This is a genomic window from Capnocytophaga sp. oral taxon 903 (assembly GCF_013394785.1).
Taxonomy (GTDB): Bacteria; Bacteroidota; Bacteroidia; order Flavobacteriales; family Flavobacteriaceae; genus Capnocytophaga; species Capnocytophaga ochracea.
In genome coordinates this window covers 2,379,321-2,396,563 of the sequence record NZ_JABXYW010000002.1, presented here as the reverse complement: position 1 = coordinate 2,396,563, position 17,243 = coordinate 2,379,321, and the positions used below count along the sequence as shown (strand labels likewise).

16 protein-coding genes are annotated in these 17,243 nt (G+C 37.7%); 5 read left to right on the top strand and 11 right to left on the bottom strand.

Annotated elements, in window-relative coordinates:
* The first annotated feature begins 46 nt into the window (after positions 1-46).
* From murC to rlmH, 4 genes are all read left to right on the top strand, one after another.
* Positions 47-1,399 (top strand): UDP-N-acetylmuramate--L-alanine ligase, encoded by a 1,353-nt coding sequence (gene murC / locus HW279_RS10025; protein WP_178958884.1) that lies wholly within the window; start codon positions 47-49, stop codon positions 1,397-1,399.
* Positions 1,400-1,459: 60 nt separating this feature from the next.
* The gene (locus HW279_RS10020) at positions 1,460-2,875 is read left to right on the top strand and encodes a S1C family serine protease (protein WP_178958883.1); all 1,416 of its coding nucleotides are present in this window, start codon (positions 1,460-1,462) and stop codon (positions 2,873-2,875) included.
* Positions 2,876-3,179: 304 nt separating this feature from the next.
* On the top strand, positions 3,180-3,644 hold the full coding sequence (locus HW279_RS10015; protein ID WP_178958882.1) for an Appr-1-p processing protein: 465 nt from the start codon (positions 3,180-3,182) through the stop codon (positions 3,642-3,644).
* A 44-nt stretch (positions 3,645-3,688) separates the two neighbouring features.
* Positions 3,689-4,162, top strand: a complete 474-nt coding sequence (rlmH, locus tag HW279_RS10010; protein WP_009412231.1) for a 23S rRNA (pseudouridine(1915)-N(3))-methyltransferase RlmH — start codon at positions 3,689-3,691, stop codon at positions 4,160-4,162.
* Here the strand turns inward: rlmH and HW279_RS10005 are convergent, their stop codons facing one another.
* From HW279_RS10005 to HW279_RS09995, 3 genes are all read right to left on the bottom strand, one after another.
* Positions 4,163-4,957 (bottom strand): lysophospholipid acyltransferase family protein, encoded by a 795-nt coding sequence (locus tag HW279_RS10005; protein ID WP_178958880.1) that lies wholly within the window; start codon positions 4,955-4,957, stop codon positions 4,163-4,165.
* Between the two features lie 185 nt (positions 4,958-5,142).
* Positions 5,143-6,093 carry an electron transfer flavoprotein subunit alpha/FixB family protein gene (locus HW279_RS10000; RefSeq protein ID WP_178958878.1) on the bottom strand — a complete coding sequence of 317 codons (951 nt, stop codon included), beginning with the start codon at positions 6,091-6,093 and terminating at the stop codon, positions 5,143-5,145.
* Between the two features lie 6 nt (positions 6,094-6,099).
* A complete protein-coding gene (locus HW279_RS09995) occupies positions 6,100-6,846 on the bottom strand; it encodes an electron transfer flavoprotein subunit beta/FixA family protein (RefSeq protein ID WP_178958876.1) in 747 nt (248 codons plus the stop codon).
* Between the two features lie 157 nt (positions 6,847-7,003).
* On the opposite strand from HW279_RS09995, the gene HW279_RS09990 reads away from it, so the two are divergent.
* Positions 7,004-7,663 carry a class I SAM-dependent methyltransferase gene (locus tag HW279_RS09990; protein WP_178958874.1) on the top strand — a complete coding sequence of 220 codons (660 nt, stop codon included), beginning with the start codon at positions 7,004-7,006 and terminating at the stop codon, positions 7,661-7,663.
* Positions 7,664-7,678: 15 nt separating this feature from the next.
* Here the strand turns inward: HW279_RS09990 and HW279_RS09985 are convergent, their stop codons facing one another.
* From HW279_RS09985 to lepA, 8 genes are all read right to left on the bottom strand, one after another.
* Positions 7,679-8,413 (bottom strand): shikimate dehydrogenase family protein, encoded by a 735-nt coding sequence (locus HW279_RS09985; protein WP_178958873.1) that lies wholly within the window; start codon positions 8,411-8,413, stop codon positions 7,679-7,681.
* Between the two features lie 69 nt (positions 8,414-8,482).
* Positions 8,483-9,463: a polyprenyl synthetase family protein gene (locus HW279_RS09980; RefSeq protein WP_178958871.1), complete on the bottom strand. Its 981-nt coding sequence runs from the start codon at positions 9,461-9,463 to the stop codon at positions 8,483-8,485.
* Positions 9,460-11,310, bottom strand: coding sequence for a DNA topoisomerase IV subunit B (locus HW279_RS09975; RefSeq protein ID WP_178958869.1), 1,851 nt, complete (start codon positions 11,308-11,310; stop codon positions 9,460-9,462). Before HW279_RS09975 ends, HW279_RS09980 begins: the two co-directional genes overlap by 4 nt.
* Positions 11,311-11,389: 79 nt before the next feature.
* Positions 11,390-12,295, bottom strand: a complete 906-nt coding sequence (locus tag HW279_RS09970) for a hypothetical protein (protein ID WP_178958867.1) — start codon at positions 12,293-12,295, stop codon at positions 11,390-11,392.
* Positions 12,296-12,334: 39 nt separating this feature from the next.
* A complete protein-coding gene (locus HW279_RS09965; protein ID WP_178958865.1) occupies positions 12,335-13,144 on the bottom strand; it encodes a hypothetical protein in 810 nt (269 codons plus the stop codon).
* 76 nt (positions 13,145-13,220) lie between these two features.
* On the bottom strand, positions 13,221-13,748 hold the full coding sequence (locus HW279_RS09960) for a hypothetical protein (protein ID WP_178958863.1): 528 nt from the start codon (positions 13,746-13,748) through the stop codon (positions 13,221-13,223).
* Between the two features lie 22 nt (positions 13,749-13,770).
* Positions 13,771-15,093 carry an FRG domain-containing protein gene (locus tag HW279_RS09955; RefSeq protein ID WP_178958861.1) on the bottom strand — a complete coding sequence of 441 codons (1,323 nt, stop codon included), beginning with the start codon at positions 15,091-15,093 and terminating at the stop codon, positions 13,771-13,773.
* A 63-nt stretch (positions 15,094-15,156) separates the two neighbouring features.
* Positions 15,157-16,953 carry a translation elongation factor 4 gene (lepA, locus tag HW279_RS09950; protein WP_178958859.1) on the bottom strand — a complete coding sequence of 599 codons (1,797 nt, stop codon included), beginning with the start codon at positions 16,951-16,953 and terminating at the stop codon, positions 15,157-15,159.
* Between the last annotated feature and the right edge of the window lie 290 nt (positions 16,954-17,243).

The following is a 17,243-nucleotide window of genomic DNA, read 5'->3' as shown; positions in this document are numbered from 1 at the left end:
AGTGAAGAATTAAAAACTCTTACCTCTTACTTCGCATTTTATACAAATGGATTTACAACCTATACAGAACGTTTATTTTATAGGCATAGGGGGCATAGGAATGTCCGCCCTTGCTCGTTATTTTAATGCCAATGGCAAAAAGGTGTGTGGTTATGACCGTACCCCCACTGAAATTACTGAAATGCTCGAAAAAGAAGGTATAAAAGTACATTTTACCGATGATGTAAATGCTATTCCCGCCTCTTTTAAAGACAAGCACACTACGTTGGTAGTATATACACCTGCCGTACCCAAAGACCATAAGGAATTAAACTATTTTCAGCAAAATGGCTACGAAGTAGTAAAACGCTCGGAAGTATTAGGGTTTATCACCAAAAATACATTCTGTCTTGCAGTGGCAGGTACGCACGGTAAGACCACTACTTCAAGTATTCTCGCCCATTTATTAGTGGAAGCAGGAGTCTCAGTAAGTGCGTTTTTAGGAGGGATTGCTGAAAACTTCAACAGCAACTTAGTACTGAAAGGCAGTGAGTACACTGTGGCAGAAGCCGATGAGTTCGACCGTTCCTTCTTGCGACTCTCGCCCAATATAGCTTGTATCACCTCTATGGATGCCGACCATCTCGACATTTATGGCGATAAACAACACTTGATAGAAGGTTTTAGAGAGTTTGCAGGTAAGATAAAACCAGGGGGAAGTCTTATAGTACGCAATGGTTTAGATATAGAAGGTGAGACCTACGGATTAGAAGATAATGCCGATTATACTTTCCAAAATATAACCGTAAAGAACGGTATTTACCATTTTGATTTTCATTATAAAGGAGGCGTCTATAAAGACTATACTTTATTGAAGCCAGGAAGACATAATCTACTCAATGCCTTAGCAGCCGTATCGATGGCGGTAAAAGCAGGATTTGCCCCTGAAAAGTTGCTCCCTCATTTGGCTACATTCAAAGGTGTGAAAAGGCGTTTCTCATATATTATCAAGGAAGACAACTTTGCTTTTATAGACGATTATGCACATCACCCTTCGGAAATCAATGCGTTGTTCCAAGCAGTAGAGGAGATGTACCCACACACTCCTAAAACTATTGTCTTCCAACCCCATTTGTTCACTCGTACACGTGACTTTTTAGACGATTTTGCAAAAAGCCTATCACAGTTTGACGATGTAGTTCTATTGGATATTTACCCAGCTCGAGAGCTGCCTATTGAAGGTATTACCTCACAAGTATTGTTAGACAAAGTAACGGCTAAACAGAAAATATTGGTGAGCAAAGCAGAATTGATACCTTTATTGCTTAAAAAACAACCAAAATTATTACTTGCCGTAGGAGCAGGCGATATAGGAGCTGAAGTAGAGAAAATTAAAGAAGCTTTTACCGTTGGTCATTAAAATGGCACAGTTGTTGCCTAATCGTTTTACGATATAAAACAAATTAGTAAAACAAAGAATATGATGAAAAATTATGCAACAATGATAGCTACTGCCTTTCTCGGCGGAGCTATGACCTTAGGAGGGTATAAACTCTTTATAGATAAACACGACGCCAAACAAGAGGCGCTTGATTTGCTCTCACGTCCTGCTTTGGTACAAACTAATCACACTACTCCTGAAAGGACGGTAGCAGGTGAAACTAACTTTGTAGAAGCGGCTAACAAAACGGTGAATAGCGTCGTGCACGTGAAGAACACTGTAAAATCACAAGGAGGCGTTACCTCTATCTTCGACCTTTTTTACGGTAATGGTGGAGGCGAACAAACCCAAGTAGGTACAGGCTCTGGCGTTATCATTACCCCCGATGGTTATATAGTTACCAATAACCACGTGATTGCCAATGCTACTACTTTGGAGGTTACTCTCAACAACAATAAAACTTATACTGCTAAACTTATAGGCACAGATGCTTCTTCGGATATTGCCTTACTGAAAATAGAAGCCGACGAAAAACTACCTTTCCTCACCTTTGCAGACTCCGATAATACGCAAGTAGGCGAATGGGTACTCGCAGTAGGGAATCCTTTCAACTTAAATTCTACCGTAACTGCGGGAATCATCAGTGCGAAAGCGCGTAACATCAGCGAGCGCGGTAGCGATAAAATAGAATCATTCATACAAACCGATGCCGTGGTGAATATGGGGAACAGTGGGGGAGCTTTGGTAAACCTCAACGGTGACCTCATTGGTATCAATACAGCTATCTCATCTACTACGGGTGTGTATATGGGCTACTCGTTTGCCGTGCCTAGTAATATTGCTAAGAAAGTGGTAGAAGATTTGATAGAATACGGAAATGTACAACGCGGGGTGATGGGCGTACGCGGACAAGGATTAGACTCCGAAGTAGCCAAAAAACTTAACGTAAAAGAAACAGAAGGGTTCTATATAGATTCAGTAGATGATGAGTCAGGAGCAGGAGCTGCCGGACTTAAAAAAGGTGACATCATCAAGCAAATTGACAATGTGAAGATACATAAATACTCTGACCTTAGTGGTCACATCGCTTCTAAACGTCCTGGTGATATGCTAAAAGTAACTTATGTACGCGAAGGTAAAGAACGCACTGCCAATATTACACTTAAGAAAAATACTACTTATGTAATACAATCCTTAGGTTTAGAAGTGAAAAACCTTTCAGATACCGACCACAAGCGATTTAAAACTAAAAACGGAGTGAAGGTTACTGCTGCGGGTCAGTTTTATGAGTACAATAATATCAATATAGTAGGAAAAGTGTTGCTTTCAGTGAATGGAAAAACCATTAAAGATGTAGATGAATTGAAAAATATAATGTCTACCCTTTCTTCACGCAATCGTAACTCGTTAGAAATCTTGAACGAAAAAGGAGAAAAAGAAAGGTTCTTTTTCTAATGATAAAACAATAATGATAATCACTCTTGCATTATAAAAAAGAGATGAGAAAAGTCTCCAATCTCCTTCACATCACAAACTTTGTCAAAGTTTAAGTACTTTGACAAAGTTTTTTTATGAATCTAAATAGTGTACTTGTATAATTTATTATAAGTATTCTGTTCCCTTATAAAAGTTTTTAATATAGAATTTGCCTTAAATAGTAAAAAAAGAGTTGTTTATTGTGATGAAGGTAATAAAAAATTGTTTTTGTAGTGTTAATAAAAATTAGTTATCTTTGCCAAAATAACAAAAGATTTAAGCGATGATACACTATTTAAAAGCAGATGCTACGGTGCCACAAGTCGAAGGGAACATTGTTATTGTCCATATTTGTAATGATATAGGCGCTTGGGGAAAGGGATTTGTGTTAGCACTTTCTAAACGCTGGAAATACCCCGAAAAACAATACAAACAATGGTATAAAGAAGGTGAAGATTTTGCCTTGGGAGAGGTACAATTTGTGTCGGTAGAAGAGAGGATATGGGTTGCCAATCTCATTGGGCAACACAATATATACAATGATGAAAACGGCAACCCGCCTATTCGTTACGAGGCTGTGAAAAGAGGATTGCAAATAATAACTGATTTTGCTTATGAAATAAATGCCAAAGTGCAAATGCCTCGCATAGGTTGCGGATTGGCAGGAGGCTCTTGGGACAGAATTGAGAAACTTATAAGGCAAACACTTTTAAGGAAAAACATTGAAGTATTTGTTTGTGATTTATAACCTTATTTTTATTTTTTACCTTTTAGCTTTTATTCTGAAAAATAATGAACATCAAACTTCTCGCGGTGGGCAAGACCGATAATCCTGCTTTGCAACAGCTCATTGATATGTATGAAAAACGACTTTCGTATTACATCAATTTTGAATTGCAACTCTTGCCCGATATTAAGAATAGCAAATCACTATCGGAAGAACAACAAAAAGCAAAAGAAGGGGAGCTTATCCTCGGCAATGTAGCCTCGTCTCATCATCTGATACTCTTAGACGAACGTGGCAAAGAGTTTACCTCAGTAGCTTTTGCCGATGAATTGCAAAAGAAAATGAATGCCGGCATCAAGCAGCTCACCTTTGTGATTGGGGGACCTTATGGTTTTTCAAAAGAAGTATACGACCGTGCTAATGGCAAGTTGTCACTTTCCAAACTCACCTTTTCACACCAAATGATACGCCTATTTTTTGTAGAACAACTCTACCGTGCTTTTACGATTCTCCGTAATGAGCCCTATCATCATCAGTAATTAGGGTTGTGGTGTTGTTACTGTTTTAGGAGCATCTTCACCGTCTAATTTCTTAACTTTAAGGAATGATTCATGTTGTTCGATAGCCATTTCTATTTTAGCTACAATTTCTTCAACCGTATCATTTTCATAATCTATTTGCAAAGGCGATTTGATAATCATCGATTGTTGCACTCCTTTCTTTTTGATATTTATTCCCTTTTTATCAAACGAGCGACGGAATCCATCGATTACGATGGGCACCACCACAGGTTTGTATTGCTTGATGAGGTGTGCAGTACCCTTGCGGATAGGTTTCCACGGCGAGGTAGTGCCCTGCGGGAAAGTAATCACCCAACCATCGGCAAGGGCGATACCTATGTTTTCTACATCAACTCGGCGGACTTCGCGGTGTATTTCTTTCCCTTTTTCGCGCCAAGTTCTGTTCACCGGTATAGCTCCTGCGTAACCTAATATTTTGGGCAGAATCCCTGATTTCATAGTCTCGGAAGCCGCCACGTAATAAATGTTGAGTTTTGGGTTCCACAGATAGCCCATATTATCCAAGGTATCTTTACGACCTTTAAGACTTGCGTTGAACACGTGAAACATAGCCGTTACGTCGGCGAAATAAGTCTGGTGATTTGAAATGAACAGTACATTCTGTGGTGGCAACTCGCGAATAACGTCCGAACCCTCAATCTTCAGTTGGTTAAAACCATCATACCTGCTGTGAGTAAGGATACCAAAAACGCGGATGAGCCATCGTTTTACGAAAAGTGTATGTCCGAAAGGGTCTTTTTTGAATAAAGGCATTGTTCAATTTTTTGATTAGGTGATGAGCTAAAAAGTCAATTACTATAGTAACAAATTAACTCATTAACTCATCAGTTTAGTTTATTGAAAAGTCTCTCTTGCTATCTGTATAGCATTCTTTGTATTTGTTGTAAATCTTCACAGTTTCTTGGGCATTTCCCAGCCGTGAAAAGTTATTACAAATATTAAAGTTTAGCTTTTAGTTTTTCTATAAGCTTAGGAACAACTTCAAAAGCATCGCCTACCACGCCGTAATCGGCAGCTTTAAAGAAAGGAGCCTCGGCATCGGTGTTAATAACCAGCTTTACTTTTGAGGCATTAACCCCCGCCAAGTGTTGTATAGCCCCTGAAATGCCAATGGCAATATACAAGTTAGGCGCAACGGGTTTCCCTGTTTGTCCTACGTGTTCAGCGTGTGGACGCCAACCCATATCGGCCACAGGCTTAGAACAAGCGGTGGCAGCGCCGAGTACTTCGGCAAGATCTTCGATTATGTGCCAATTCTCGGCGGCTCTTAATCCGCGTCCTCCTGATACCACAATAGAGGCATCGTCTAACGGTACTTTTCCTGTAGCCTTCTCGGTAGCGATTGTCTTTATATCGAAATCACTATCTGAAAGGGTAAGGGAGAAGGGTTCTACAATTGCCGGAGTAGGATTTTCTTTTACTCCGAAGGCATTAGGAGCTAATCCTACTATTTTTATAGGTGTTGTGATTTTGTTTAAACTTACGGCTTTGTTAGAAAAGGCATTACTCTTAATAGTAAAATCGTTTTCAGGGAGTGAAATGGCGTTAGGTACATAACCTGCTTGTAGAGAAATGGCTAATAAAGGGGCAATATTCTTGGCTTGCGACGAGGCGCTGAAAAGCACCGTTGTACTCCCTTCTTTCTTCACTGCCTGTTCTAATATTTGTGCTACAGCCTTCGCCGAAAAGTGTTGTAGCTTTTCATCGGCTACGTTCAATACTTTATCAATACCATAAGTGCCTAACATTTCAGGATTATCAATGTTGATAGCTATTGCTACTATTTTGGTATTTTGTTTCTGAGCAAGAGTTTTGGCATAAGTAGCCACTTCATAACTACTTTTCTTTACTTTTCCGTTTTCGGAATCTATATATATGAGTATGGACATTTTTTATTAAATTACTTTTGCTTCGTTGTGTAATAAATCAATAAGAGTATCTAAATCATCAGCCGATACCATTTTTACAGGTTTTTTGGTAGGAAGTTTTTCAAAACCTATGGTTGTTACTCTCGTATCTGTATTTTCAGCAGGCAACACAGTAATTACTTTAGCGCGAGCTGCCATTAGGTTGCGCATATTTGGTATACGAAGGTCTTTCTCTTGTGTAAGTCCTTTTTGTCCGGCAATTACTAACGGAAGAGTTGCGGAGAGTTTTTCCTTACCGCCATCTATTTCTCGTTCGGCTGTTACCTCTGTCCCATTGATATCTAAACCTATGCATTTGTTGATAAAGGGTAGATTTAGTAATCCTGCCAAAAATCCTCCCACCATTCCGCCGTTATAATCAATAGATTCCTTTCCTGTAATGATAAGGTCGTAATTTCCCTCTTTAGCTACCTTAGCCAACTGAGTAGCTACAAAAAAAGCATCAGTAGGAGTGGCATCAATACGGATAATATCGTCAGCACCAATGGCGGAAGCCTTGCGCAATACGGGTTCTGTTTCTTGGGTGCCTACATTCACAAGGGTGATAGTAGCGCCTAACTTTTCTTTAAGTAAGATTGCCTTAGTGAGGCAGAATTCATCGTTAGGATTGATGATAAACTGCACTCCTGTAGGGTCAAACTTCTTATTTTCATCAGTAAATTTTATTTTCGAAGTAGTGTCGGGGACGCTACTGATACATACTAATATCTTCATAATCTTATAGATAATATAATTAAAATGATATATTAATAACCAAAAGGTGGTTATTTTTGAAGCGGTAAAAGTACTTCCTTTTGTATAACTGTGCAAACTATTATGCGAAAAAAATGTACCTTTGCCGTCTAACTATTTGAAATACTAAATAGAAATAATGAATCCTCCAGTAACCGATATGCAACTTTTAGGGCAGTTATTGCGTTGCCCCAGCGGAATATATGCAAAAGAAGTAGGTGAATATACTTTCTTTTCCAATCGCACTATGATTTTCAATACTATTGATTGTTTATCACTTTTGCCCAATAGCAATGTTTTAGAAATTGGCTTCGGCAATGCCAGCCATTTACCTTATTTATTTGAAAAAGAGCCAACCATTCACTATACAGGAGTAGAAACTTCTGTGGAAATGATAACTGAAGCTGCTTTAAGCAATCCCGAATTGGTAGCGCAACAATTTGTTTCTTTTCTGCAAGTACAACCGGATGAGAGACTTGAGTTTAATATACTTTTCGATGTTTGCTTTTCAGTCAATACACTTTACTTTCTCAAAAGCCCTACTCGCTATTATCGCAATATTTATCAGTTGCTCAAGCCTATGGGAAAGGTAGTGATTACTTTTATTGACAAGTCAGTAGGTGAGAAAGCTCCTTTTGCACAAGTGGGATTTAAGTTTTATACCGTTTCCGAAGTGCGAAAGATACTCTCACACATAGGGTTTAAGAATATCAAAGAGTACACTTTTGAAGAAACACTTGTTTCTAAGAGTGGCAAGAAAATACGTCGTCCTTATTGCATAATGATAGGAGAAAAATAAAAAACTCTCTGCTTTTTATTCTTTATTCCATATTTCCCACGCTTTTTCAGCTTGAAGTTCTAACATTAGTTGCCCATTACAAATGGTAGCTCCTTGCTTTTCTCCTCTGTGTAGAAATATAGTTTGTGAAGGATTATAAATAAGGTCATAAAGCAAGTGCTCAGGAGTGAGATATTCATAAGGAATAGGAGGACAGTCGTTAATATTAGGAAATGTACCTAAAGGAGTACAGTTAATAATAAGATGATAATTTTCTATAATCTCTTTGGTAAGTTCTCCGTAAGTAAACTGATTTATCTGTGGTGTGCGGGATACAAAATGATAATCAATATTTAGTTGCTTGAGTGCATAAGCAACAGCACTCGATGCACCTCCCGTGCCTAAGATAAGAGCGTGAGTATGTTGTGGTCGCAATAAGGGAGATAATGATTTGCTAAAGCCATAGTAGTCGGTATTATAACCGACGAGTCCATCAGGGGTGACTTTTATAGTATTTACAGCTCCAATGGCTTGTGCAGTAGTATCAATGGCAGTAAGTAGCTTTATTACTTCTCGCTTATACGGAATGGTAACATTCATTCCTCGTAAATTGGGAGTGCTTTTTAAGAGAGCGGGTAATTCATTGAGATTTTGTATATCAAAATTGATATATTCACAATCATTAATACCTTCTCGTTTAAATTTCTCAGTGAAATATTTTCGAGAAAAAGAATAGCCAATGTTGCGCCCCACAAGAGCAAAAGTTGTCATAAGAAAACGCTTTTTTAATAGATAAACTATACATATTATCTATATACTGAATGTTACCTCTTACCTAAATTAAATTTTCCTATCAATCACGTAATTTACCATTAGGGTTAAGGATTCTTTATAAGGTGAGGTTGGGAATTCATCCAATATATTTAGGGCTTTTTGTTGGAACTCTTTCATTTTAGTCGTAGCGTATTCTAGCCCTTTATGATTCTTTACAAATTCAATTACTTCCTTTACGCGTTTTTTGTCTTTGTTGTATTTTTTTACCGAATTGATAAGCCATTGTTTTTCTTCTTCGGAACAAGTATTGAGTACATAAATAAGTGGTAGGGTCATTTTTTGTTCTTTAATATCTATACCCGTAGGTTTGCCAATTGCGTCTTCGGTATAATCAAAGAGGTCGTCTTTTATTTGGAAAGCCATTCCTATGTATTCGCCAAAGAGTCGCATTTTCTCTATCAGTTCGGTCTGTTCTGGCTGTACCGAACAAGCTCCCATCGCACAACAAGCGGCTATAAGCGTCGCGGTTTTCTGACGGATAATCTCGTAGTACACCTCTTCTACAATGTCTAACCGACGAGCTTTTTCTATCTGCAAAAGTTCGCCTTCACTCATTTCACGTACGGCTACCGAGATAATGCGCAATAAGTCGAAATCACCATTGTCTATAGAGAGTAGTAAGCCTTTAGAAAGTAGGTAATCACCTACCAATACAGCTATTTTGTTTTTCCATAAGGCATTGATTGAGAAGAACCCTCGGCGTTTGTTGCTGTCGTCCACTACATCATCGTGTACAAGGGTAGCAGTGTGTATGAGCTCTATTACCGATGCTCCCCGATAGGTGCGTTCGCTCACCTTACCTCCCGATACCATCTTGGCTACCAAGAACACAAACATTGGTCGCATTTGCTTGCCTTTGCGATTTACAATATAGTAGGTAATACGATTCAGTAAGGCAACCTTAGACGACATCGAGCTACGGAACTTCTGTTCAAAAAGTTCCATTTCTTCACGGATAGGTTCTTTTATTTGAGCTGTTATCTTCATTGCTCGAAGTTATCAATTTCTACTTTTAGATTATTGATGATAAACTCTTGACGGTCAGGAGTATTTTTGCCCATATAGAACTCCAAGAGCTGTTCGGTATGGATAGTTTTGTCCATCATTACAGGGTCTAAGCGTATATCTTCTCCTATAAAATCTTTAAACTCATCGGGGGAGATTTCTCCCAATCCTTTAAAACGAGTAATTTCAGGCTTGCCCTTTAACTTGTCTATGGCTGCTTCCTTTTCTTCTTCGCTGTAACAATATATTTTTTGTGTTTTGTTGCGTACACGGAACAGAGGTGTTTGCAGGATATATAAATGCCCTTCTTTGATGATTTCGGGGAAGAACTGCAAAAAGAAAGTGATAAGCAAAAGACGAATGTGCATACCGTCTACATCGGCATCAGTGGCTACCACGATGTTATTGTAGCGAAGGTCGTCCATAGAGTCTTCAATATTTAGGGCGGCTTGTAATAGGTTGAACTCTTCATTTTCATACACTATTTTTTTACTCATTCCGTAGGTATTCAAAGGTTTACCACGTAGTGAGAAAACGGCTTGTGTGGTTACATCACGCGATTTGGTAATAGAGCCCGAAGCTGAATCTCCCTCAGTAATGAACAAGGTACTTTGTAGGGCACGCTCGTCTTTGGTATCGGTGAGGTGCACGCGACAGTCGCGTAGTTTACGATTGTGTAAGCTTGCTTTTTTAGCTCTTTCTTTAGCTAATTTGCGAATACCTGCCAAGTCTTCACGTTCGCGTTGTGCCTGCATAATCTTCCGTTGTAGCGCATCGGATATCTCAGGGTTTTTATGTAGGAAATCATCTAAGTGGCGACTGATGAAATCATTGATATAGGTGCGTACAGAAGGCATTCCTTCTCCCATTTCGGTAGAACCGAGCTTGGTTTTCGTCTGACTCTCAAACACAGGTTCCATCACTTTGATTGAGAGACCCGCGATGATAGACTTACGCACATCGGAGGCATCATAGTTTTTTTTGTAGAAGTCGCGAATGGTCTTTACATAAGCCTCTTTGAAAGCGTTGAGGTGTGTACCCCCTTGTGTAGTGTTCTGACCGTTTACAAAAGAGTAATACTCCTCGCTGTACTGAGTTTTGCTGTGAGATATAGCAATCTCAATATCTTCACCTCTAAGGTGAATGATAGGGTAAAGAAAATCCTCTTCATTGTTGTTTTCGGTGAGGAGGTCTTTGAGTCCGTTTTCAGAATAGTACTTTTCACCATTGTAGTTGATAGTAAGCCCTGGGTTGAGGTATACGTAGTTTTTGAGCATACGCACCACATACTCATTGCGGAACTTGAAGTTCTTAAAGATAGTATCGTCTGGAATAAAAGCTACGCTGGTACCGCGCCTTTTCTGGCTTTCCTCGATAGCGCCTTCTTCTTTTAGCAGACCTCTCTCAAAAATAGCCGATTTAGACTGACCATCGCGCACCGATTCCACTTTGAAGTAGGTAGAAAGGGCATTCACAGCTTTTGTACCCACCCCATTGAGTCCGATAGATTTCTTAAAAGCTCGGGAGTCGTACTTACCCCCCGTATTCATTTTCGATACTACATCTACTACCTTTCCTAAGGGGATACCGCGCCCATAGTCGCGTACTTCTACTTGATTATCGGTGATTTTTACGTCGATGGTCTTACCAGCTCCCATTACGAACTCATCTATACAGTTATCGATGACCTCTTTGAGAAGGATATAAATACCGTCGTCGGCTGAAGAGCCATCGCCCAGCTTCCCGATATACATACCAGGGCGTGTGCGAATGTGTTCTTGCCAGTCCAAAGAGCGGATACTATCCTCGTCATATCTAATTTCTTCCATAAAGTTTACTTTCGTTTTTAGATGTGCAAAAGTATTAAAAATTATTCATATCCAAAAAATAAATATCTGTCTCCCTTGCTTACAATTGTTTTGAAAAACAATTATAACACAAAGGTGTCGCTACTGTTACTTTCTTCTCCTCACCACAGCAATGGCAGTACTTCTCTTCGTAGAAACGGTTGCCGAACTTCACCCACCCTTCATAACAGCTGTCGCATAAAGGCTTCGAAGGGTCAAAAGGAATAGCAGTATTACAACGGATACAGTGCCCTTTTTTCTCTTCTTGTACCGCATTTTCCTGAGGTGTTTCGGTTTCCACAGCTCTTTCAGGGGTAGGCTCGCGCTCTACGAGTGGTCTGTTCTCGGCATTTACGTAGTTTTCGGGTACAAAAGAGGAGTAGCGAATAGGCTTCACCTCTCTGTTAGACAATACATCGTCTACCAAATCCAAATGCACGGTAGAGCCTGCATAGTCTTTCGCCAGACCTAAAAACTTCTTGTTGTAGTTAGGGCGTTTGGCAAAGATAGTGTAACCGCTGTCGAGTACACTCATAATGGTGTTTTTGGAAGTCTCGAAGAAATTGTTTTTGTTTACAAGGTCGGTGAGGGCTTTTTCGGAGAGTACACCAAACTCTACCTTATTTTCCAACGAGTAATCCAAAAGGTTCATAGAGGTAATCACCGATTGCTTTTCGTTGGCATAATATTGTCCGTGTAACTGTGGAATATACACCATTGTGATATTCGGGAAGCCCAAGAAGTACTCAATATCTTCACGCTTACAATTTTCTTCTCCATTAGAAGTACTTTTGCCAAACCCAATGAGTATATGCAGTTTGGTGTTGTTTAAAAGCTGTTTAAAAACATTGTCTTTGAGGTAATCCCCTAGCTGAATATAAGGCGAAATGATGATAAGCTCCTTTTCTGCCTTAAAAAGGGTATCATAGATAGTATCCGATAGTGGTTTTCCTATTAAAAAGTCCATAGTGTATGATTTTGTTAAGTGTATGTTTATTAAAAGTGATTATAATAATAGTGTGGTATCAGTAACAGAAGATATTTCTTGTATTTCAGAAACTGGTTTAGTTATATATTTTCTTCTAAAATAATATTTCTCAACGCCATTCTTTTCTTGTTTTATAGTATCTTCCTGTATGAGAAATATAAAATCTGTTGTTTTATAGATGAAATATCTATTAGGGTCATTATCTCTTAAAATAGTATCATTATTTTTTAATACTATATTAAATGTTTTTCGTCTTTTTTTAACCTCTTTTGCCTCTTCTATTCCTATCATATATGAAGAGACAGAAAAAATAGCTATTCCTATTATAATAGCAAAAGTACTATCTAAAAAGAACCATATTATAACAATAAATACAATAACTAGGGCTATTATTCCTGTACTTTGCAATGATAGAAAATTAGACTTGTATAAAATAAACAAGCTAAATAAAAGAATAAGTATTAATAAGACTGCCCTTATAATATTTATTTTATTCCTTACATTATTCTTGCCCATCTGAATAAGAAAAGCTAAAAATGGAGTGCAAAAAAGTATTACAAATGATATTAGAAAATAATATAATAGTGATTTTATATAAAAGAAATTTATGCAATCACTGATCTTAAAATACATTTCATAAGAAATACCAAACTCACCTAAAAAAGAAGTTAAATATATAAAACCTATAAATATAAAAATAGGTACAGAGATAAGACTTATTAGAGCCCAATCATTTTTTTGTTGATTGATATTTTTTTTATTTTTATTTTTCTCTAATAGAGAGCTACCAATAGAAGTATAATGCTTATTTCTTTTAATAATTCTCATTTCTAAAAATATTTATGTAATTTTTTTAATCTTATGAATTAATCTTTAACTTTGCTATTTAACTCTGAAAAATCAATTAACATCCTAATATATCTTTCAACTTCTTATTAGTATCAAAAGTTTTATTTTTGAACTTATTAAGTGGGTTTGCAGAACCTCTCAGCACGTTTTCTAATATACTAATTTTAGAAGGCTTTTGAGCATTAGGATTATTTTTTATATTAATTAATACAAGAGAACAATTATTAAAGACATATTTTGAAGCCTCTCTATAACCTTTTTCATCTTTTGCTCCAAAACCTAATTTCTTCATAGAAATGACATATAGCAATCTATTAAACCATGCATTTGTTCTCAAATCAAAATGCTTAGCTATCCTTTCAGTAAAAGAAACTGTTTCAGCTTTTCCTACCAAAATAATATCCTCTTTTTCTTTAAAAATATATACTCCACATCCTCCTTCAATAAACTCGTCATTACAATAAGTTAAGTCTTTAACCTTCAATTCATTTAAAGAAATTCCTTCTATTTTTTTGATTACTTCAATAAAGTCACCAAGTGTGAAATCTTCGTAATTCTCAAATTCTATAATGTAGTTTTTCATATTCATTATTTTACAAGAAAGATTACTTTTGAGTATACTTTTCTTTAATATAATCAGCTACTTTATCTATTTCAGGGAATAAAGAGCTTTCATTTATTCCTAATTTATCTAATTCTTTTATAATCTGTTCCTTATCTAAACTTTTAATTATTAATCTCTCTTTGACCTCTACCTGCTTATCAGACTTAGAAGAAGTATCTGTTCCTAAGTTATCAAATTCGTTTTCTTCAATTTCTACTTTTCCTCTTATTACCCATTCAGAAGGAACTTTTGCCATTTTCTTTAAAGGCTTTTCTTTAGGGTCTATTGTTAAATGAGTTTTTTCAATTCCAAAGATTAAAAATGTTCCTTGTTGTCTTATTATACGTGGGTTGTCTAACTTAGGCTTAATTGCGAAAACACTTCCTACATCATCAGGATTAATTATGTTCTGAAAATAAGATTTATCTTCTTTTATGAAGTGCAATAGTTCCCCAAAAAATTTTTCATTAATATGCTCTCTTTCTTCCCATAAGAAATCTTCTGTTTTCTTCTCAAGTTTTTTAAGTAAAATGTATATTAATTGTTTTTTTTCTTCATCACAAGAGGACTGGAATTTATCTCTTATTATATTATTGATACATTCTTTTATTTCATTTGGATATAGATAGAAATTTTTATCTGTTATGTAATTGTCTATCGAATCTAATGACTCTTCTAATTTACTATCACAAGATTCTATATATTCTTTTTCTTTTATTTTTTTAACTTCATCTCTATAGTTTTTGAGATGAGAGTAATCGTCATTTCTGTAGAAAAAATCTTCTTTGCATTTAGCAAGATTAGCTAAAACAGCAATTCTATCACTATCAAAGTAGCGAATATTTTCGTTAGGAATATTAAGGATTATAACCTCTCCATCTATATTATCTTCTTTATAAAGAGGCTTTCTTTCCTTATTGAATTTAGGGTTCCCTTTCTTATCTATTTCTCTTTTAAATTTTTTAGATTTTTCACAAGCAAAATACAAAGCTACTAAAGCATTGGTCGTTAAGTCTAATAATCGTGTAGGGGCACCATAATGTTGCATTAATGCTAATGACTCTATAGCACTCTTGCCACTAAAATCATAAGGTACTTTAGAAATCACATCTCTATAAATGTTATGCTCATTTATAATAAACTTTTCTTCTCGATAAACATAAGGTTTTAATTCATAAATTATATCAGAGTGTCCTCTATAGAATAAAGTTTTTTCATCTTCTGTATTCCCTATATTCCTTATCAGTTCTAAAAACTGACTTACATTTTCTATATATGTTATGTTTTCAATACTCTTTGTATTCTTTGGTTTGTCTGTGTTCATACTTTCATTTGTTAGATTTTATTCTTAACTCTTTATCAAAGTAACCGCCTGACCGTGCTACGGTCAATCATTCAGCTTCAACACCGCCATAAACGCACTCTGTGGTATCTCTACATTCCCCACTTGGCGCATACGTTTTTTACCGGCTTTCTGTTTTTCTAAGAGTTTACGTTTACGTGAGATATCACCTCCGTAACACTTGGCGGTAACGTCTTTGCGGAGGGCTTTAATGGTCTCGCGCGAGATGATTTTAGCCCCAATAGCTGCCTGAATAGGAATGTCAAACTGCTGGCGCGGTATGAGTTCGCGCAGTTTCTCACACATCTTCTTGCCTATGTTGTAAGCATTATCGGCGTGGATAAGGGCAGAGAGGGCGTCTACCGATTGTGAGTTGATAAGGATATCCACCTTCACAAGGTTAGAAGCGCGCATCCCAATAGGCGAATAGTCGAATGAGGCATACCCCTTGCTCACTGTTTTAAGTCGGTCGTAGAAGTCGAATACAATTTCGGCAAGAGGCATATCAAAGTTCAGCTCTACACGCTCAGGGGTGAGGTAGTGCTGGTTGGTTATCTGTCCGCGTTTTTCAATACATAGCGACATCACCTGACCAATAAAATCCGATTTGGTGATGATGCTCGCCTTGATATACGGCTCTTCCACACGGTCTAATTTCGACGGGTCAGGAAGGTCAGAAGGGTTATTTACGATAATCGCTTTTTCAGGTTCTTTCTTGGTAAAGGCGTGGTAACTTACGTTGGGCACGGTGGTAATCACGGTCATACCAAACTCGCGTTCCAAACGCTCTTGCACGATTTCTAAGTGCAACATCCCTAAGAATCCACAGCGGAAGCCAAAGCCCAAAGCGGCAGAACTTTCGGGGGTAAATACCAGCGAGGCATCGTTCAGTTGGAGTTTTTCCATTGAGGCGCGTAGCTCTTCGTAATCTTCGGTGTCTACCGGATAAATTCCTGCAAATACCATTGGTTTCACGTTCTCGAAGCCGTCAATAGCTTCTGTACAACCGTCTACTGCTGAGGTAATGGTATCACCTACCTTCACCTCACGCGCGTCCTTAATACCAGTGATAAGGTACCCCACATCGCCAGTACTAATTACCTGCTTGGGCACTTGGTTGAGTTTGAGCGTACCCACCTCGTCCGCATCATAGATTTTGCCGTTGGACATAAATTTGATTTTCTGTCCTTTGCGTATCTCACCGTTCATCACCCGGAAGTAAGTCTCCACCCCGCGAAAAGAGTTGTATACCGAGTCGAATATCAACGCTTGTAGTGGTGCCTTAGGGTCGCCAGTAGGGGCAGGAATACGCTCTATAATAGCCTCCAAAATCGCCTCTACGCCCAACCCTGTTTTACCACTGGCAGGGATAATCTCATCGGGCGAACAACCTAATAGGTCTACAATGTCGTCTTTCACCTCTTCGGGATTAGCGCTGGGTAGGTCTATTTTGTTGAGTACGGGAATGATTTCAAGGTCGTTTTCGAGAGCTAAGTAGAGGTTAGAAATCGTCTGTGCTTGTATGCTTTGCGCAGCATCTACGATCAGGAGCGCCCCCTCGCAAGCAGCGATGGAACGCGATACTTCGTAAGAGAAATCCACGTGACCGGGGGTATCGATAAGGTTGAGGATATACGTTTCGCCTTTGTACACATATTCCATTTGTATTGCGTGGCTCTTGATAGTAATACCGCGCTCGCGCTCCAAGTCCATATTGTCGAGCAATTGGTCTTGTTTTTCGCGTTCGGTTACGGTTTGGGTAAAGTCGAGCAAACGGTCGGCTAAGGTACTCTTTCCGTGGTCGATATGTGCAATAATGCAGAAATTACGTATGTTCTTCATTTGTTTCTTAGTGTTTAGTTTTTAGTGATGAGTTGTGAGTTGTCTGTACCGAGAGACAACGAACTAATAATTAAAGGTGCAAAGATAGAAAATAATTGTCAATTCACAAATTGAAAGTTCTATCGTGCTTCAAAGAGGTTCTCATTTGTAGTCTGTCGGATTATTTGCAATATTTTTTTGATTGCAAATTTACTTTTTCAAAAGAAAAAGTTGCTAAATCAAAATTATTGTTTATATTTGCGACCAAATTAGAAAAAGAAAACAATATCTATTTCTTTAAAAGTATTAAG